Source organism: Paenarthrobacter sp. NPDC056912, assembly GCF_042786555.1.
GTDB lineage: Bacteria > Actinomycetota > Actinomycetes > Actinomycetales > Micrococcaceae > Arthrobacter.
Genome location: NZ_JBHUCD010000025.1, coordinates 13,071 through 28,667, shown reverse-complemented (window position 1 = coordinate 28,667; position 15,597 = coordinate 13,071). Strand labels below are relative to the sequence as shown.

The following is a 15,597-nucleotide window of genomic DNA, read 5'->3' as shown; positions in this document are numbered from 1 at the left end:
GCCGCAGGCGCATGAAAGTGCAGGTCACGCCGCTGGGTTGGACGGCGGAGTGTTCCCGGCACGGAGTGGTGGCGTCATGCCGTCGCTGATCGAACGGGACCGGGCAACGCTATGGCACCCCTATGCGCCGGCCTCGGGAGCGCTGCCCTTGTGGGAAGTTGAAGCGGCCGACGGCGTGGCGCTGCGGCTACGCGACCACGACGGCCGCGTGCATGAGGTGCTGGACGCGATGTCCTCTTGGTGGGCAGTGATCCACGGGTATCGGAATCCCGTCATGGACGCTGCCATCCAGCGCCAACTATCCAGTTTCAGCCACGTGATGTTTGGCGGGCTGACGCACCAACCGGCCGTGGAGCTCGCAGAAACGTTGCTGGCCATGGTGCCGCTTGAACCGGAAAGACGCCTGGAGCGCGTCTTCCTGGCCGACTCCGGTTCCATCTCCGTGGAAGTCGCACTCAAGCTGGCGGTGCAGTTCCAGACGGCGTCCGGCAGGCCCGGGCGGCAGCGTTTCCTGACCATCCGCGGCGGCTACCACGGGGACACATTCGCAGCCATGGGTGTGTGCGATCCCGTGGACGGGATGCATTCAGCATTCCCCGGGCTGCTTGCGTCCAATATCTTCGCACCGCGTCCCCCAGCAGCCGCGACAGCCACCGCCGAGGCCATCCAGGAGTGGAGGGCCGCAGTGGAAGACCTGGCGCGAAGGTCTTCCAACGAACTCGCCGCGATCATCGCCGAACCCATCCTTCAAGGGGCCGGCGGCATGTTCAACTACCCGGCTGAATGCGTCACCATCCTCCGCGAGATCGCGGACCACCACGGCTTGCTCCTCATCCTCGACGAGATCGCCACCGGCTTTGGCCGCACCGGCGAGCTGTTTGCCGCCGGGCAAGCCGGTGTTGTCCCGGACATCCTGTGCGTCGGCAAGGCCCTCACCGGCGGCTACCTGACCCTGGCGGCGACCCTGTGCACGGGCGAGGTTGCCCGGGTGGTGTCCAACAGAGCCGCGGGAGCCCTCCTGCATGGGCCCACCTTCATGGCCAACCCGCTCGCCTGCGCCGCTGCCAACGCCAGCCTCGGCATTCTCCGCGATGGCAACTGGCGGGTGGACGTCGCCCGAATCAACGCTGGACTCACAGCTGGCCTGGCTCCCGCGATGGAGCTCGACGCCGTAACAGATGTCCGCACCATCGGCGCCGTGGGCGTCATCGAGTTGAGGGACGCCGTGCACGTCCCCGCCGTGACGCGGGCCGCCGTCGAGCATGGCGTCTGGGTGCGCCCGTTCCGGAACCTCGTCTACGCCATGCCCCCGTACATCAGCTCGGCGGCCGACGTTGGCGTGATGGCAGCGGGAATGGTGGCAGCAGTAACCGGGGCAGTCCACGCGAACAACCAGACCGTTGCCGGATGAGCGCGGCCATGACGGACTGGCTGGAAGATCAGGCCCGGGTCCGCGAGCGCCGGGGCTTGGTGCGGACGCCGTTGGTTCGCACAGCATCCCGGCACGTCATAGACCTCGCCAGCAACGACTACCTTGGCCTGGCTACGGATCCGCGCCTGGCTGAGGCCGCCTGTGCAGCGATCACGTGCTGGGGCACTGGCGCTTCGTCGTCGCGGCTGGTGACCGGGACCACGGAGCTTCATGTAGAGCTTGAACACGAACTCGCGAGGCTCACAGGAATGGAGGCTGCTTTGGTGTTCTCCTCCGGTTACCTCGCCAACGTAGGCGTGGTTACGGCTTTGGGCGGTCCCGGAACGTTGATCGTTGCCGATGAGCACTGCCATGCCTCGCTGATCGACGGCTTCAGGCTCAGCCGCTCCGAAGTGACGGAATTCCGGCACAACAGTGTGGAGGACGTGGCCGCGAAACTGGCCCAACGAACCCAGCCGCGGGCACTGATCGCCGTGGAATCCATCTACAGCGTGGGCGGGGAAGCGGCTCCCCTCGCCGAACTTCTCAAGGTGGCCGAGGAACACGACGCCATGTTGCTGGTGGATGAGGCACACAGCCTGGGCGTGGCGGGAACGGGCACACACCAAGGCCACGGCGCCATAGCCGGCACTGCACTGGCCGGCCATCCCAGCGTTGTCCTCACTGCCACCCTGTCCAAGGCGCTGGGCAGCCAAGGCGGAGCAGTCCTTGGTTCAGCCCTCCTGAGGGAGCATCTGGTTAACCGTGCACGGAGTTTCATCTTCGACACCGCACTCGCGCCGGCGGCCGCAGCCGCTGCGCTGGCCGCCGTCGGCATCATCCGCGACGAACCGTGGCGTGCGGCGGCAGTACACCGCAACTCCGCAGAGATTGCCACCGAACTGAAGCCCACGCTGGAAAGGCTCGGCACCGCCGTCGAACGCTCCGCCGGTGCAGTCCAATCCATCCCCCTGCCAACCGCTCCGGCCGCCCTCGCCGCGAGCCAGGCGGCCTTTGCTGCCGGCGTCCGCGTCGGCTGTTTCCGCCCACCGTCAGTCCCGGACGGTGTGTCCCGCCTCCGCCTGACAGCACGCGCCACCCTCACCGCAACCGACATCGAGCAAGCCTGCGCAACGCTGCGCCGCATCCTGGAGAGAACACCATGAACCTGCCTCCCATAGTCCTGGTGACCGGTACCGATACCGGCGTCGGCAAGACCATCACGACGGCGGCGCTCGCCGCAACGCTGCACGGTCGCGGCCGCACCGTGGCCGTCTATAAGCCGTGCCAGTCCGGCAACGCCCAGGGCGATTCGGACTGCGCCGAAGTGGTGAGGTTGGCCGGACCGCTCACGGCCGAGCCCGGCGTCGTCCTCGAAGAGCCCATGGCGCCTGTGCCCGCCGCGGAGCTGGACGCGGTTCAGCTGCCGCCGGTAGCGACCCACGCGGAGCGGATCCGTGAACTGTCCGCCACCCATGATCACGTCCTGGTGGAAGGCGCCGGTGGCCTGCTGGTGGAGTTGGACCACGACGGCGGTACCCTGGCTGATCTCGGTGCCCACCTTGGCAATGCCGCTGCTTTCACCGTGGTGGCAAGACCGTCGCTGGGGACGTTGAATCACACTGCGCTGACCCTGGAAGCGTTGAAGCGGCGCGCGGTGCCGGTGGTTGGGGTGGTGCTGGGAAGCTGGCCGGCGGCTCCGGGGTCGGTGGAACTCAGCAACCGTTCAACCATGGCCGGCTGGCCTGTTCCTTGGGTGGGCGCTGTTCCGGCCCATGCGTCCGGGCTAGGGCCAGCGGCCTTCCGCACGCAAGCCCACGTGTGGCTTGCGGGGCTGCCCGCATGAGCGCGGCTGCCGCAACGTGCCCGTACACCGGGCAGGGTTCCTACACAGTGCTGCGCGATCCTGACGCCGTCCGTGAGGTCCTTCACCGTCCCCAGGAGTTCAGTCCGACCAATGCCCTCCTTGCTGTGACGCCGTTGAGCGCCCAGTCCTTGCGAGTGCTGCAGAAGGCCCGATTCGCGCTGCCGGCTGTGCTTGCCAGCAATGACAGCGAAACCCATGCCGGAATCCGGAAGGTGGTTGCCGGATTCTTCACGCCCGCAAAGGTCGCGGCCATGGAACCTCGGATCCGGGGGCTGGCCCGCGAGGCGGCGGCGAGCGCGGAACTCATGGTCCAGGCCCGAGGAACCGTGGACCTGGTGCAGGCCGTGGCCGCTAATCCCCCGGCAATTGTCATGCTGGAGCTTCTCGGCCTGCCGGTCCGCGACCTGCCGCAGCTGAAGTCGTGGAGCCTGGATTCGTTGGAGCTGTTCTGGGGATGGCCGGATGCCGATCGGCAACTGGAGTTAGCCCATAGCGCAGCCGACTTTTACAGATGGCTGCGCGAACTGGTGCTGGACTCCGTGGCATCACCGGAGGCAAACCTGTTCAAGGCTCTGGCACAGCACGGCGTGCGGACTCCGGAGATCTGTTCGTTGGGGTACTTCCTGCTGATCGCCGGTCAGGAAACCACCACTCAGCTCATCAGCACCACGCTGTTCCGCTTGGCCGAAGGCTCGCGGGGCATCTCCTGGAGCGAAGGATCGTCGGCCACCAAAGCCCGGGACCTGGTCCGCCACGTGTTGGCAACGGAGTCTTCCGTGCCGACCTGGCGCCGCATGGCCCTGCGCGATACCGAGCTGCACGGGCGGCCAGTCCTTGCGGGGGAAGAGATCCTGCTGGAATTGACGGGCAACCACGGATTCCCGTGGGCGGACGGCGGCAACACCGATCCTGCTGGAAGGGATGGCCAGGGCCCCACACCCTACGGCTTGGCGTTCGGCTCCGGGATCCACCGCTGCCTTGGCGCCAAACTCGCCGAGCTGGAGGCCGTCGTCCTTGTTCATGAAACGGCAGCGGCGCTGAAGGGTGTCCGGCTGCTGGACTCCAACCCGGACTGGCTCCGGCTGTTGTCCTTCCAAGCGCCCCGGACAGTCACCGTGGGACGGCGGGCGTAGGCTGGTTTCATGGGCGAGAGCCGGGATCTCCTCACGCCGGAGCAGCGCAGCCGCAATATGTCCAAGATCCGCGGCAAGAACACCAAACCCGAGATGTTGGTCCGCAGGCTCCTGCACGCCAAGGGGTACAGGTACCGCTTGCATGGGCAGTGGGGCGGGACCAAACTCCCGGGGCACCCGGATCTGGTGTTCGCGGGCCGTCACAAGGTCATCTTCGTCAATGGCTGCTTCTGGCATAGCCATGACTGTCCAGCGGGCCGGCATGCTCCTGCGGCTAATGCGGAGTTCTGGGCGGCCAAAAGGGCACGCACCCGGGAACGCGATGCCCGGCAGCGCGAGCAACTGCGGACTTCCGGCTGGACAGTGCTGACGGTGTGGGAGTGCGAACTCAAGGACCGGTTACAGCTGGAAGGCCGGCTCACAACGTTTCTGGAGGGAGGGTGGCCCGGCTATGGAGACGTGGTCTTGGACGGCGCCGACTCAACAGAGTGATCCACACCGGATCCACGGGTGCTTTGGTCCCACAGTGCGTACGCCGATGTGCCACCGATGCCCAACAAGACCGTCAGGCATACGACGATGACGACCATAAGTCCCGGTGACGGGCGCGCACCACTATTCATGCTGTTTCCCGTTCCTTTTTCCACGTTGGAGTCCCCCCGGATCCGCGTTGTTTCAGCTGCTCATCACAACTTTCGGGGTCGCCGATCAAGACTCCCTCTGAGTCCGCTCAAGATTGGATCAAGCTTTCCCTATATGGCACTTGGGCCGTTCAAGGGGTCCTAATGTTGAATCGTGAATCTATTGTTTCGAGGCGGGAGGGGTTTGGTGTCCGAGTATGACGAGTGCACAGACTCCCTGGTGGATCACACCGTCCTCACCGAACTTCAGGCCGAGCTTGGTGGGGACCACGCCATCATCAGCGCATTCGTCCGCAACTATGTAGCCCTGCTGCCGTGGCGGGTTTCCCGCCTGCATCGTGCCTTGGAAAACCTGGACCTCGAAGACGCCATGGACGCGGTGTTGAGCCTGAAGACCTCCAGCCAGATGGTGGGGGCAGTCTGCATGGACCGTTTGGCCACCGAGCTGGAAATCAGCATCCGGCTCCTGCCCAATGGAGATCACCTGGACGAGCTTCGCCCCCAGGTCAGCGCCATCGACCAGTTCGTGTTCGGCACTATCTGCGCTCTCGAAACACCACTTTCGTAAATTTCTTCACCTTAATGAAGAAAAAACATTGACTCGCTAAAGATCTTCACTATAGTTGTGTGAGTTAGCTCACCAACGAAGGATGCGGCAATGACCACCGAGACTCCTGCTCCCCCAGCCACCAGTGAACTGCTGGCAACTGTGGGAAACAAGGTGCGCACCATGCGCAAGGCAAAGGGCATGACCCTCTCCCAGCTCTCGGACATCACAGGCCTCAGCCAGGCGATCGTCAGCCAGATCGAACGCGGCATGGCCAACCCTTCCTTCACCACCTTGGCCCAGCTGGCCCACGGCTTGGACATCCCGGTAGGAAGATTCTTCATCGGCCAGGATGAATCCAAGTCCCCCGTGGTCCGCAGATCCGATCGACGCAATCTAAAGAACGTCACCCGCGAGTCCGTGGGCGAAGCAGTCCACGAACTGTTGACTCCCAACCGCGACGGAAGCATCGAAGCGCAGTGGATCAGCACGCCCCCAGGGCACGACACCAGCGACACCCCTTTTACCCACAGCGGTGAAGAGTTCTGCTACATCATCTCCGGCCGTAAAGACGTCTACCTCAATGGCGTCTGCTACAGCCTCGAAGAGGGCGACTCCATCACCTACTCCTCAGAGATCCCCCACTGGTACAAAAACAGCTACGAAGAGGTATGCGTAGCCATCTGGGTCAACGCACCACACGCGTGGTAACCCTGCCGCCACCAACCGGCGCCAGCGTTTTCCCTTAACTGTCCGGACACGAAACCGTGGCCGCCGACACTCCTTGCCACTTTCGCATCAAACGCCTCCTGAAACAGGCGTTGCTGCGTCATACCCTCCCACGCCCTCCGGGGCGTCAGCGTAAGGACACTTCCATGCTCGACACACAAACGACGGACAGCGTAGTCCCGTCACCCAAAAGCCAAGCATCGCCCCAAAAGAACGCAAAGTTCACTCCCGAAGTCCGAAAAGGCCTCCTTGGCCTCGGCCTCGGCAACGCCCTGGAATGGTACGACTGGATGGTCTTCGGCCTCCTGTCCGCCTTCATCGGACCGAACTTCTTCCCCAACACCGATCCCCTCTCAGCAACGCTGAACGCTTTGGCTGTGTTCGCCGTAGGTTTCGCCTTCCGTCCGCTAGGCGGCATCCTCCTGGGAACCCTGGCCGACCGCGTCGGCCGCCGACGGGTCATGCTGCTCTCCATCATGCTGATGGCCGGCACAACCCTCGTCATTGCCATCACGCCAAGCTACGAAACGATCGGCCCCGCGGCAGGCATCATCCTGCTTGTGTGCCGCGTCCTGCAGGGAATCTCCACCGGCATCGAAGCTCCGCTCTCCACCTCGCACGCCGTGGAACTCGCGCCGGAAGGCCGCGAAGGCTACGTGGCAGGCATCATGTCCTTCTACGTGAACATCGGTATCCTGCTGGCCTCGCTCGTCAGCTTCCTGTGCAGCCTGGTCCTCGGCGGCGCAGCAATGGCGGACTGGGGCTGGCGCGTGCCGTTCATCATCGGTGCCCTCTTCGGCTTCGTGGTGTTGTACCTGCGCCGCTCATTGCCGGAAACCCTCAAGGCCGAGGAAATGGCCACCAACACTCCCCGGGCTGTGTGGTCCGGAGTGCGCAAGCACTGGCTCTCCGTCCTGGCCATCATCTTCGTGGTGGGTGCCGCACAGGCCTACAACTACGCCTGGAACGTTGGCCTCCCCAGTGCAGCACGCAGCGGGTTCAAGGAAGATCCCACCGCCGTCTTCGCCCTCACCACCATCCTGGGCGTCATCCTGGTGGTCGGCAGCTGGATCATCGGCAAACTGGCCGACGGCAAGGCAATGTCCAAGTGGTTCCTGGTCACCCGCATCCTCGCCATCCCGTCAGTGTTCCTCATGCTGATGTACGTCCAGCCAGGCATCGGCGGATTCGCCGCAGTCCTGTTGGGCGGCTCCATTGTCCTGGTCCTGAACATGACCCTCTACAACGTGGTCAGCTCGTCCCTCATGCCCAAGAACATCCGCGGTACCGGTGTGGCCCTTGGCTACGGCATCGGCGTCGCCCTCTTCGGCGGCACCGCCTCCTACCTGCTGGTGTGGTTCCAATCCCTGAACATCAGCTGGGTCTTCCCGGTCTACGTGGCCGCCCTCTCTATCCTCAGCATCGTTTTCTACCTCGCCGCACGCCGCTCCAACGGCATCTTCGTCGGAAAGTAAGGACTCCCAAATGAACTCCCTTGAACTCAGCACCACCACTGCGGACCTCACCGCCCCGGTCATCTCACGCTCCGACGTCCTGGTAGTCGGAGGTGGCCCCGCAGGCGTGGCCGCTGCCGTCACCGCCGCCCGTTCCGGCGCCAAGGTCACCCTGCTGGAACGCTACTCATCCTTGGGTGGCCTGGCCTCCGGCGGCATGGTCCTGGTGCTCGACGACATGATCAACGGCCAGGAAATCACCGTCACCGGAATCGTCTCCGAGTATGTGGAACGCCTGCAGAAGCTGGGCCTGGCAATCGTCCCGCCCGCCGATGACCGCAAGACTTCCGAGGAACTCTGGAACAAGTGGGGCCGCTACGGCACCTTCGACTTCCACTCCCACACCAACCCCAAACCCATTTGCTACGCCGCGGCCTTCGATCCTGACGGCTGGAAGCGCGTCTCCAACGACCTCGTCCGCGAGGCCGGCGTAGACCTCCGCCTCCACTCCTGGTTCTCCCGTCCCATCGTGGACAACGGTGTCATCAAGGGCGTTATCTGCGAAACGAAACTGGGCCCGCAGGCCTTCATGGCCGACGTCGTCATCGACACCACCGGCGACATCGACGTCGCCTCACGTGCCGGCGCCAGCTACGCCAAGGACAACTACCTCACCACGCTGGTCTTCCGCCTGGGCAACGTGGACACCAACGCCGCAGAAGCCTTCGAGCAAGCCAACCCCAAGGAAGCCCGCGCCATCAACCGCAAGATCAAGCGCCTCCTCGGCGGCGCCTGGGAACTGTGGTGGCTCAAGACGCCCATTGACGGCGTGGTCTGGTGTAACGCCCCGCACATGTCAGGTTTCGACGGCGTCGACCCCGCCGACATGACGGCCGCGGAATTCGCCGCCCGGGACCGCATCTCCGAGGCCGTGGACTACGTCCGCGCCAACCTCCCCGGCTTCGAAAACTGCTACATGCTGGACGTCGCCTCCCAGATGGGTGTCCGCCAGACGCGGCTCCTTGAGGGCGAGTACGTCATGACCAAGGACGACGTCACCCAGCGCCGCCACTTCGCGGACACCGTGGCCCGCGGCCGCGACTACTACTACCCGTACCGCTCGCTGCTGCCCAAGGAAGTGGACCAGCTCCTGGTGGCCGGCCGCCACTACTCCGCAACTCCGGAGGCGCAGAAGATGTCCCGCGAGATCCCCCCCTGCATGGCCATGGGCCAGGCCGTCGGTGTCGCAGCAGCCCTCGCAGTGGAGAACAACCTCCTGGTCCGCGACGTCTCAGCCCTGGACATCCAGCAGGGCATGCGCCGCCACGGTGCAGACCCGGGCGACGTCCCGTCGTCGAACGCCACCGTCGACGCAACCGCAGCGGTGCCGGCATGAGCGCTGTGACATTGGATACCGTGACTTTGGATACCGTGACTTTGGAACAGGCCGCTGAAAGCACGACGGCGGCACTCGCCTCCCCGGAGGCCGCGCCGGTTCCGCTCCCGCTGGACGGGATCAAGATCGTGGACTTCACGCAGGTGTTCATGGGCCCGTCCTGCACGCAACTGCTCGGTGACTACGGCGCGGACATCATCAAGGTGGAACGCCCGGGCGCAGGCGACATTTCGCGCAACTCGTTCCCGGACCAGGACGGCCAGGACAACCCGATCTTCCTGTCCATCAACCGGAACAAGCGCAGCGTTTCCGTGGATACGCGCACCGAGGAGGGCCGCGAGGTCCTGCACCGGCTCATGGCTGACGCGGACGTGGTTGTCAGCAATTTCCGCTCCGGCGTCATGGAACGCATGGGCTTCGGCTACGAGGAACTGAAGGCAAGCAACCCCGGAATCATCTGGGCATCCGGCACGGGCTTCGGACCTGTTGGGCCGTACTCACACAAAGGCGGCCAGGACGCGATCGCGCAGGCTTACTCCGGTGTGATGTGGCGCCGGGAGTCCGAGGACGCCAAGCCTGCCATCTACCCCACCACGCTTTGCGACTACATCACCGGCATGCACCTCATGCAGGGAATCCTGCTGGCGCTGCGCACCCGGGAGACCTCTGGCGCCGGCCAAAAGGTGGAGGTGACCATGTACGACTCCATGCTGCACCTGCAGATGCAAGAGGCGTGCATGCAGCTCAACCGCGGCTACGAGGTCAACTGGGGTGCCATGCCTCTGAGCGGCGTCTTCGAAACCACCGACGGCGCTGTGTGCATGGTGGGCGGCTTTACCCCTGACCCGCTGGCCCGGATTTCCGACGCCCTGGGGCTGGACGAGGACCTGACGCAGCGTCCGGAGTTCTCCAGCTTGGAACAGCAGTTCAAGAACAAGCCCGCCTTGCAGGCGATCTTCCGCGAGCACATCGCCACCAACTCCACCGAGTACTGGACGCACCAGCTCGAGGAGCAGGGGTTGCTCAATGCTCCCGTGCACACCCTGGAGCAGGCGTTGGCCGATGCGCAGACAGAGGCCAACGGCATGATCGTGGAAGCCGAACACTCCACCGTGGGCACTGTCCGCATGTTGAACGCGCCCATCCGGCTTTCGGCGACGCCGCCCACTATCCGCCGTGCCGCACCTCGCCTCGGCGAGCACAACGTGGAGGTCCTGCTGGAGAACGGCTTCGATAAGGAAACCATCGAACGCCTGCAGCAGTTGGGAGTCCTGCGATGACCGCGTCAGTTGAAGAGCGCGTCGACACCGTCACCCTCACCATCGAGAACCACGTGGCAACGGTGGTCATCGACCGCCAGCACGTGCTCAACGCCGTCGATGCCACCGCCCAGGCCAGGCTCAACGACATCTGGGACCAACTGGAAGGTGATCCTTCAGTGCGTGCCGTGGTCATCACGGGCGCCGGATCCCGTGCCTTCTCAGTCGGTGCGGACATGTCCGCCTCGGCCGTGGACAAGACCGGCCTGGAGTACTGGGCCGGACTGGATCCCAACGGCTTCGGCGGCCTGAGCCTGCGCACCACACTCGATATCCCCGTGATCGCGCGCGTCAACGGCTACGCCCTGGGCGGCGGCATGGAGATGGTGCTCGGCTCGGACATCGTGGTGGCAGCCGGTACCGCGAAGTTCGGCTTGACCGAGCCTCGGGTTGGGCGCTTGGCGCTCGACGGCGGCATCCACCAGTTAGTGCGGCGGATTCCGTACACGCAGGCCATGGGCATGTTGTTGACCGGCCGAAAAGCCGACGCTGCCCAGATGCAGTCCATGGGGCTGGTCAATGAGGTAGTTCCCGCGGAGGAGCTCGACGCCGCAGTGCAGCGCTGGGTGGACCAGATCCTCTCCTGCGCCCCCACTTCGGTCCGGGCCGTGAAGCAGATGGTCACCCAGACCACCCACCTCACTGCGAAGGAAGCACGAGGCCTGCGCTTGCCCGCCCTGATGGCGGCGCTGGACAGCGAAGACTCAGCCGAAGGCGTCCGAGCCTTCCAGGAAAAGCGCCCGCCGGTCTGGCCGGGGCGCTGATGCAAGACACCAACGATCACAAGGAGATACCGATGAAGCAGACTTCTGCGCGCGAATCCCTGGCTGCCGGCGTGTGGGGCGTTGTTGCCACACCGTTCCAAGGCAGCACGCTGGACGTGGACCTGGACAGCCTGTCGGAGCTCGTGGAGCACTACCAAGCCATCGGGGCTACCGGCCTCACCGTCCTGGGCGTCTTCGGCGAAGCAGCCGCCTTGACCGTGCAGGAACGCAGCCAGGTCCTGGAAACTGTGCTCGAGTGCACCTCGCTTCCCCTGGTGGTGGGCGTGACCGCCTTGGCCACCCGGCCGGCCATCGAAGAAGTCCTGGCAGCCCAGGACGTGGCCGGAACCCGGCTCGCAGCCGTCATGGTGCAGGCCAACTCAGCCAAGCCCGAGACGGCCATCGCCCATCTGGACGCAATCCACCGGGCCACCGGCGCCAAGGTTGTCCTGCAGGACTATCCGTTGGCCAGCGGCGTCAGCATGCCCACCAAGGCGTTGACCTCCGTGGTGACCGCCTGCGATTACGTCATTGCCGTCAAGGCCGAGGCACCCCCCACCAGTGTTGCGATCGCTGAGCTGACTGCCGGCGTCGGGGTTTCTGTTTTCGGTGGGCTGGGCGGGCAAGGACTGCTGGACGAACTGATGGCCGGAGCCGCCGGAGCCATGACCGGATTCTCCTACCCCGAAGCCCTCATCGCCTGTGTTCATGCCTGGCAGGAAGACGGCTACGAGGCAGCGCAGCGCGAGTTGCTCCCCTACCTGCCGCTGATCAACTTCGAGCAGCAGGCCAAAGTGGCGTTGGCCATCCGCAAGGAATGCCTGCGTGAACGCGGCCTCATCAAAGACTCCGGTGTGCGCGCACCCGCTGCCGGCTTCCCTGAAGGCCTCCGAGGCAGCATGGGCACGCACCTCACCGAGGCCGCAGCGGCACTCGATGCCGCGAAGTCCACAGTGGGGAGCTTCTGATGGATCTGGGAATCGCCGGAAAGACCGCACTAGTCGCCGCTTCCACCGGCGGGCTCGGCTTGGCTGTTGCCCGGGCCTTGGCCGCCGAAGGCGTACGGGTGGCAATCGTCGGCCGTCGCCGGGACCGTGCCAAGGAGATCGTCGCTGAACTGCAAACTGCTTACGGAAGCGGCTCACTGGGTGCCAGCGGCTTTGACGCCGTTGCCATCGAAGCCGACCTCACCACTGCCGAGGGCATCGAATCCGCGGTGGAACAGACCGTGGCGGATCTGGGCCCCATCGACATCCTGGTCCTCAACGGCCCTGGCCCCAAGCCCGGTGCCGCCGCGACACTGAGCTCAGACGAAATGGCCGCGGCGTTCGACCTCCTGGTCAAACCCCACCATGCGCTGGTCTCCCACGTCCTGCCCGGGATGCGGGAACGGCGCTGGGGCCGGATCCTTGCCATTGGTTCCAGCGGCGTCACGGCCCCACTGCCCAACCTGGCTGTGTCCAATACGGGTCGGGCGGCCCTGGCGGGTTACCTCAAGACCCTGGCCGCCGAAGTCGCCTTGGACGAGGTCACTGTGAACCTGCTCCTCCCCGGCCGGATCGCCACGGACCGCGTGGCCCAGCTGGACCACGCCGCGGCCAAGCGGCGCGGCACAACGTTGGAAGAGATCCGGCTCGAGTCACGTAAAACCATCCCTGCCCGCCGCTACGGAGAACCCGCCGAGTTCGGTGCCGCTGCCGCGTTCCTGTGCAGCGCACCGGCGTCGTACATCACCGGCGTCGCACTCAGGTGCGACGGCGGCCTGATCCGCAGCCTCTAGCCCCACCACTTTCGAAGGAAAATCCATGACGTCCACAGCCCTTGCCCCCGAAGCCAACAGCCTCAGCTCGCAGCGCGACATCACCGCCCAGCACCTCATCAACGGAGAATGGCTCGGCGCCGCCGATACCGAACGGATGAACCCGGCCAGGCCCGGCGAACTCGCTGCGCTCTCGCCCAGCGGTACAGCCCAGGACGTGGACACCGCCATCACGGCCGCCGCCGCAGCCCAGCCCGCGTGGGCTGCCCTGCCCGCACCTTCCCGTGGCGCCATCCTCATCACGGCCGGCAACCTGCTCATCGAACGCCAAACCGCCATCGCCGAGGACCTGGTCCGCGAAGAAGGCAAGACCCTGGCCGAAGCCAAGGGGGAGGTCAAGCGTGCCTCGGACGTGCTGCGTTTCTTCGGCTCCCTCGGCTGGGCCGCCACCGGCGAAGTACTGCCCAGCGGACTTCCGGACACCACCATCACCACCCGGCGTGAAGCATTGGGCGTGGTGGGACTCATTACGCCGTGGAACTTCCCCATCGCCATACCGGCGTGGAAGACCGCCCCGGCACTGATCAGCGGAAACGCCGTGGTCATCAAGCCCGCCGAGCTCACCCCGCTGTCCGCCACACACCTGGCCCGGGCCCTGCAGGACGCCGGACTGCCTGCAGGCGTGTTCAATGTGGTGCACGGCAAGGGCCGCGTGGTGGGCGACGCCCTGGCCCGCGATCCCCGCATCGCCGGCCTGTCCTTCACCGGCTCCACGAATGTGGGCCTTGGTCTGCAGGAGATCCTCAATGCCCGCCGCGCCCGTGTCCAGCTGGAAATGGGCGGAAAGAACGGCGTCCTGGTCCTGGACGACGCCGATGCCCGCAAGGCCGCGCAGGTAGTCGCCGCAGGTGCTTTCGGGCTCACCGGCCAGGCCTGCACGGCGACCTCCCGCGTCTACGTCACCCCGGGCATCCGCCCCGCGTTCTTGCAGGCGCTCACGGAAGAAGCCGCCGCCTACACCACCGGGGATGGCCTTGACGGCACTGCCCGCATAGGTGCCGTGGTGAGCCGGCAGCAGTTCGAACAGGACCAGGCTGCGGTGCGTACCGCCGTCGAACGCGGTGCGACGCTCCTGCACGGAGAATACGACGGCGACCCCACGGGCGCGCTGTTCTTCCCGGCGGCGATTCTCACCGGGCTGCCGTTTGATGACGCAGCCGTGACTGAGGAGATCTTCGGGCCCGTAGTTGCCGTGCTCGAGGTGCCCGATTACGAAGCAGGCCTGGCCGCCATCAACGATTCCCGCTACGGCCTCACCGCCGGCATCTGCACGGACTCCCTGGCCCTCGCAACGGACTTTGCCGCCCGCGCCCAGGCTGGCGTGGTGAAGGTCAACCGTCCAACGGCAGGCCTGGACCTGAACGTGCCCTTCGGCGGCGTGAAGGACTCCTCCACCAACACGTTCCGCGAGCAAGGACGGTCCGCACTGGACTTCTTCACGTGGGGCAAGACCGTTTACACGGGTGTTTAGTACACCATGAGCTACGTGATCGCCCAGCCCTGCGTGGATGTCAAAGACAAAGCATGCATCGATGAATGTCCGGTGGACTGCATCTACGAGGGCGAACGCTCGCTCTACATCCACCCATCAGAGTGCGTGGACTGCGGTGCGTGCGATCCCGTGTGCCCCGTTGAGGCGATCTACTACGCGGACGACGTGCCGGACGAGTGGGCAGACTATGTCCGTGCGAACGCGGAGTTCTTCGAGGATTCGGCCCGCGACCATCCTGTGGTCGCGGCCGAACCCTTGCGCGTGGGCTAGTGGCTGACGGCTAGTTGCTGACGGCCAAGGGCGCGAGCCTGTATCCGACACCGCGGACGGTTTCGAGCCAGCGGGGGGCCTGGATGCTGTCGCCAAGCTTCTTGCGCAAGTTGCCCATATGTACCTCGACGGCGCGCTCGTCCGCGTCGCTGACGTAACTGCCGACGTCGTAGGGTTCGTTACGCAGTCGGCGGGCGAGATCTGCCTTGGTCCGCACGATCCGCCCGGTCTCCAGCAACGCCAGCAAAAGGTCGAACTCGGTCCGGGTGAGCTTGAGCTCCGTCCCGTTCAGGACGGCGGTGCGTGAACCTGCGGACACTGCCAAGCCGTTGTGGGTCACCTCAGGATCCACTTCTTCCGGGACGCTCTTGGAGTCCGACGACGCGCGCGGCCTTCGCATCATGGCCTCAACCCGGGCGCGCAGTTCGCGGGGACGGAACGGCTTGGTGAGGTAATCGTCACCACCGGCCTCCAGGCCCATCAGGGTGTCCAGTTCCTCGGCACGTGCCGTCAGCATGATGATGTAAGCGTCGGACGATTTCCGGATCTGCCGCGCGACCTCGAAACCATCGATATCCGGAAGCCCCAGATCCAAGGTAATAACGTCCGGATTCAGCTCTCGCGCAGACGTCACACCTGCAGATCCCGTGGATGCAACATGCACATCAAATCCCGCTTGGGAAAGAACTACACGTACTAATTCGCGAATATCCTGATCGTCTTCAATGACCAGACCCACACGTGCTTCACTCATC

The 15,597-nt window shown here is 65.1% G+C and carries 16 protein-coding genes; 15 read left to right on the top strand and 1 reads right to left on the bottom strand.

The features are described 5' to 3' along the window. The first annotated feature begins 76 nt into the window (after positions 1 to 76). The 15 genes from ACFRJ9_RS21210 to fdxA all read left to right on the top strand — a co-directional run bounded on the left by ACFRJ9_RS21210 (position 77) and on the right by fdxA (position 14,842). Positions 77 to 1,411, top strand: a complete 1,335-nt coding sequence (locus ACFRJ9_RS21210; protein WP_377672163.1) for an adenosylmethionine--8-amino-7-oxononanoate transaminase — start codon at positions 77 to 79, stop codon at positions 1,409 to 1,411. Positions 1,412 to 1,419: 8 nt separating this feature from the next. Further along, positions 1,420 to 2,577: an 8-amino-7-oxononanoate synthase gene (locus ACFRJ9_RS21205; protein ID WP_377672261.1), complete on the top strand. Its 1,158-nt coding sequence runs from the start codon at positions 1,420 to 1,422 to the stop codon at positions 2,575 to 2,577. Next, positions 2,574 to 3,257: a dethiobiotin synthase gene (gene bioD, locus ACFRJ9_RS21200; protein ID WP_377672161.1), complete on the top strand. Its 684-nt coding sequence runs from the start codon at positions 2,574 to 2,576 to the stop codon at positions 3,255 to 3,257. Before ACFRJ9_RS21205 ends, bioD begins: the two co-directional genes overlap by 4 nt. Beyond that, positions 3,254 to 4,411: a cytochrome P450 gene (locus ACFRJ9_RS21195; protein WP_377672159.1), complete on the top strand. Its 1,158-nt coding sequence runs from the start codon at positions 3,254 to 3,256 to the stop codon at positions 4,409 to 4,411. Before bioD ends, ACFRJ9_RS21195 begins: the two co-directional genes overlap by 4 nt. A gap of 9 nt (positions 4,412 to 4,420) precedes the next feature. Next, entirely contained in the window at positions 4,421 to 4,903 is a 483-nt protein-coding gene (locus ACFRJ9_RS21190) for a very short patch repair endonuclease (protein ID WP_377672156.1), read from the top strand. Between the two features lie 336 nt (positions 4,904 to 5,239). Continuing rightward, a complete protein-coding gene (locus ACFRJ9_RS21185; protein WP_377672154.1) occupies positions 5,240 to 5,620 on the top strand; it encodes an Hpt domain-containing protein in 381 nt (126 codons plus the stop codon). A gap of 90 nt (positions 5,621 to 5,710) precedes the next feature. Further along, positions 5,711 to 6,310, top strand: coding sequence for a helix-turn-helix domain-containing protein (locus ACFRJ9_RS21180; RefSeq protein ID WP_377672152.1), 600 nt, complete (start codon positions 5,711 to 5,713; stop codon positions 6,308 to 6,310). 164 nt (positions 6,311 to 6,474) lie between these two features. Beyond that, complete coding sequence (locus ACFRJ9_RS21175; RefSeq protein WP_377672149.1) at positions 6,475 to 7,803, top strand: MFS transporter; 1,329 nt, start codon at positions 6,475 to 6,477, stop codon at positions 7,801 to 7,803. A 10-nt stretch (positions 7,804 to 7,813) separates the two neighbouring features. Further along, on the top strand, positions 7,814 to 9,178 hold the full coding sequence (locus ACFRJ9_RS21170) for an FAD-dependent oxidoreductase (protein WP_377672147.1): 1,365 nt from the start codon (positions 7,814 to 7,816) through the stop codon (positions 9,176 to 9,178). Beyond that, positions 9,175 to 10,458 (top strand): CaiB/BaiF CoA transferase family protein, encoded by a 1,284-nt coding sequence (locus ACFRJ9_RS21165; RefSeq protein WP_377672144.1) that lies wholly within the window; start codon positions 9,175 to 9,177, stop codon positions 10,456 to 10,458. Before ACFRJ9_RS21170 ends, ACFRJ9_RS21165 begins: the two co-directional genes overlap by 4 nt. Continuing rightward, a complete protein-coding gene (locus ACFRJ9_RS21160; RefSeq protein ID WP_377672141.1) occupies positions 10,455 to 11,261 on the top strand; it encodes an enoyl-CoA hydratase-related protein in 807 nt (268 codons plus the stop codon). The genes ACFRJ9_RS21165 and ACFRJ9_RS21160 overlap by 4 nt, the downstream gene beginning before the upstream one ends. A gap of 32 nt (positions 11,262 to 11,293) precedes the next feature. Further along, complete coding sequence (locus ACFRJ9_RS21155) at positions 11,294 to 12,229, top strand: dihydrodipicolinate synthase family protein (RefSeq protein WP_377672139.1); 936 nt, start codon at positions 11,294 to 11,296, stop codon at positions 12,227 to 12,229. Then, entirely contained in the window at positions 12,229 to 13,041 is an 813-nt protein-coding gene (locus tag ACFRJ9_RS21150) for an SDR family oxidoreductase (protein ID WP_377672136.1), read from the top strand. Before ACFRJ9_RS21155 ends, ACFRJ9_RS21150 begins: the two co-directional genes overlap by 1 nt. A 25-nt stretch (positions 13,042 to 13,066) precedes the next feature. Continuing rightward, positions 13,067 to 14,551 carry an aldehyde dehydrogenase family protein gene (locus tag ACFRJ9_RS21145; protein ID WP_377672133.1) on the top strand — a complete coding sequence of 495 codons (1,485 nt, stop codon included), beginning with the start codon at positions 13,067 to 13,069 and terminating at the stop codon, positions 14,549 to 14,551. A 6-nt stretch (positions 14,552 to 14,557) separates the two neighbouring features. Further along, on the top strand, positions 14,558 to 14,842 hold the full coding sequence (fdxA, locus tag ACFRJ9_RS21140; RefSeq protein ID WP_144647967.1) for a ferredoxin: 285 nt from the start codon (positions 14,558 to 14,560) through the stop codon (positions 14,840 to 14,842). A 10-nt stretch (positions 14,843 to 14,852) separates the two neighbouring features. On the opposite strand, the gene ACFRJ9_RS21135 is transcribed toward fdxA, so the two are convergent. Then, positions 14,853 to 15,596 carry a response regulator transcription factor gene (locus ACFRJ9_RS21135; RefSeq protein WP_377672131.1) on the bottom strand — a complete coding sequence of 248 codons (744 nt, stop codon included), beginning with the start codon at positions 15,594 to 15,596 and terminating at the stop codon, positions 14,853 to 14,855. Position 15,597 lies beyond the last annotated feature (1 nt).

Bases quoted from the DNA above. Each gene is read 5' to 3' on its own strand.
- ACFRJ9_RS21150 (WP_377672136.1), top strand. From the start codon at position 12,229: ATGGATCTGGGAATCGCCGGAAAGACCGCACTAGTCGCCGCTTCCACC.
- ACFRJ9_RS21145 (WP_377672133.1), top strand. From the start codon at position 13,067: ATGACGTCCACAGCCCTTGCCCCCGAAGCCAACAGCCTCAGCTCGCAG.
- ACFRJ9_RS21190 (WP_377672156.1), top strand. From the start codon at position 4,421: ATGGGCGAGAGCCGGGATCTCCTCACGCCGGAGCAGCGCAGCCGCAAT.
- bioD (WP_377672161.1), top strand. From the start codon at position 2,574: ATGAACCTGCCTCCCATAGTCCTGGTGACCGGTACCGATACCGGCGTC.
- ACFRJ9_RS21210 (WP_377672163.1), top strand. From the start codon at position 77: ATGCCGTCGCTGATCGAACGGGACCGGGCAACGCTATGGCACCCCTAT.
- ACFRJ9_RS21155 (WP_377672139.1), top strand. From the start codon at position 11,294: ATGAAGCAGACTTCTGCGCGCGAATCCCTGGCTGCCGGCGTGTGGGGC.
- ACFRJ9_RS21195 (WP_377672159.1), top strand. From the start codon at position 3,254: ATGAGCGCGGCTGCCGCAACGTGCCCGTACACCGGGCAGGGTTCCTAC.
- ACFRJ9_RS21165 (WP_377672144.1), top strand. From the start codon at position 9,175: ATGAGCGCTGTGACATTGGATACCGTGACTTTGGATACCGTGACTTTG.
- ACFRJ9_RS21160 (WP_377672141.1), top strand. From the start codon at position 10,455: ATGACCGCGTCAGTTGAAGAGCGCGTCGACACCGTCACCCTCACCATC.
- fdxA (WP_144647967.1), top strand. From the start codon at position 14,558: ATGAGCTACGTGATCGCCCAGCCCTGCGTGGATGTCAAAGACAAAGCA.
- ACFRJ9_RS21170 (WP_377672147.1), top strand. From the start codon at position 7,814: ATGAACTCCCTTGAACTCAGCACCACCACTGCGGACCTCACCGCCCCG.
- ACFRJ9_RS21205 (WP_377672261.1), top strand. From the start codon at position 1,420: ATGACGGACTGGCTGGAAGATCAGGCCCGGGTCCGCGAGCGCCGGGGC.
- ACFRJ9_RS21135 (WP_377672131.1), bottom strand. From the start codon at position 15,596: ATGAGTGAAGCACGTGTGGGTCTGGTCATTGAAGACGATCAGGATATT.
- ACFRJ9_RS21180 (WP_377672152.1), top strand. From the start codon at position 5,711: ATGACCACCGAGACTCCTGCTCCCCCAGCCACCAGTGAACTGCTGGCA.
- ACFRJ9_RS21175 (WP_377672149.1), top strand. From the start codon at position 6,475: ATGCTCGACACACAAACGACGGACAGCGTAGTCCCGTCACCCAAAAGC.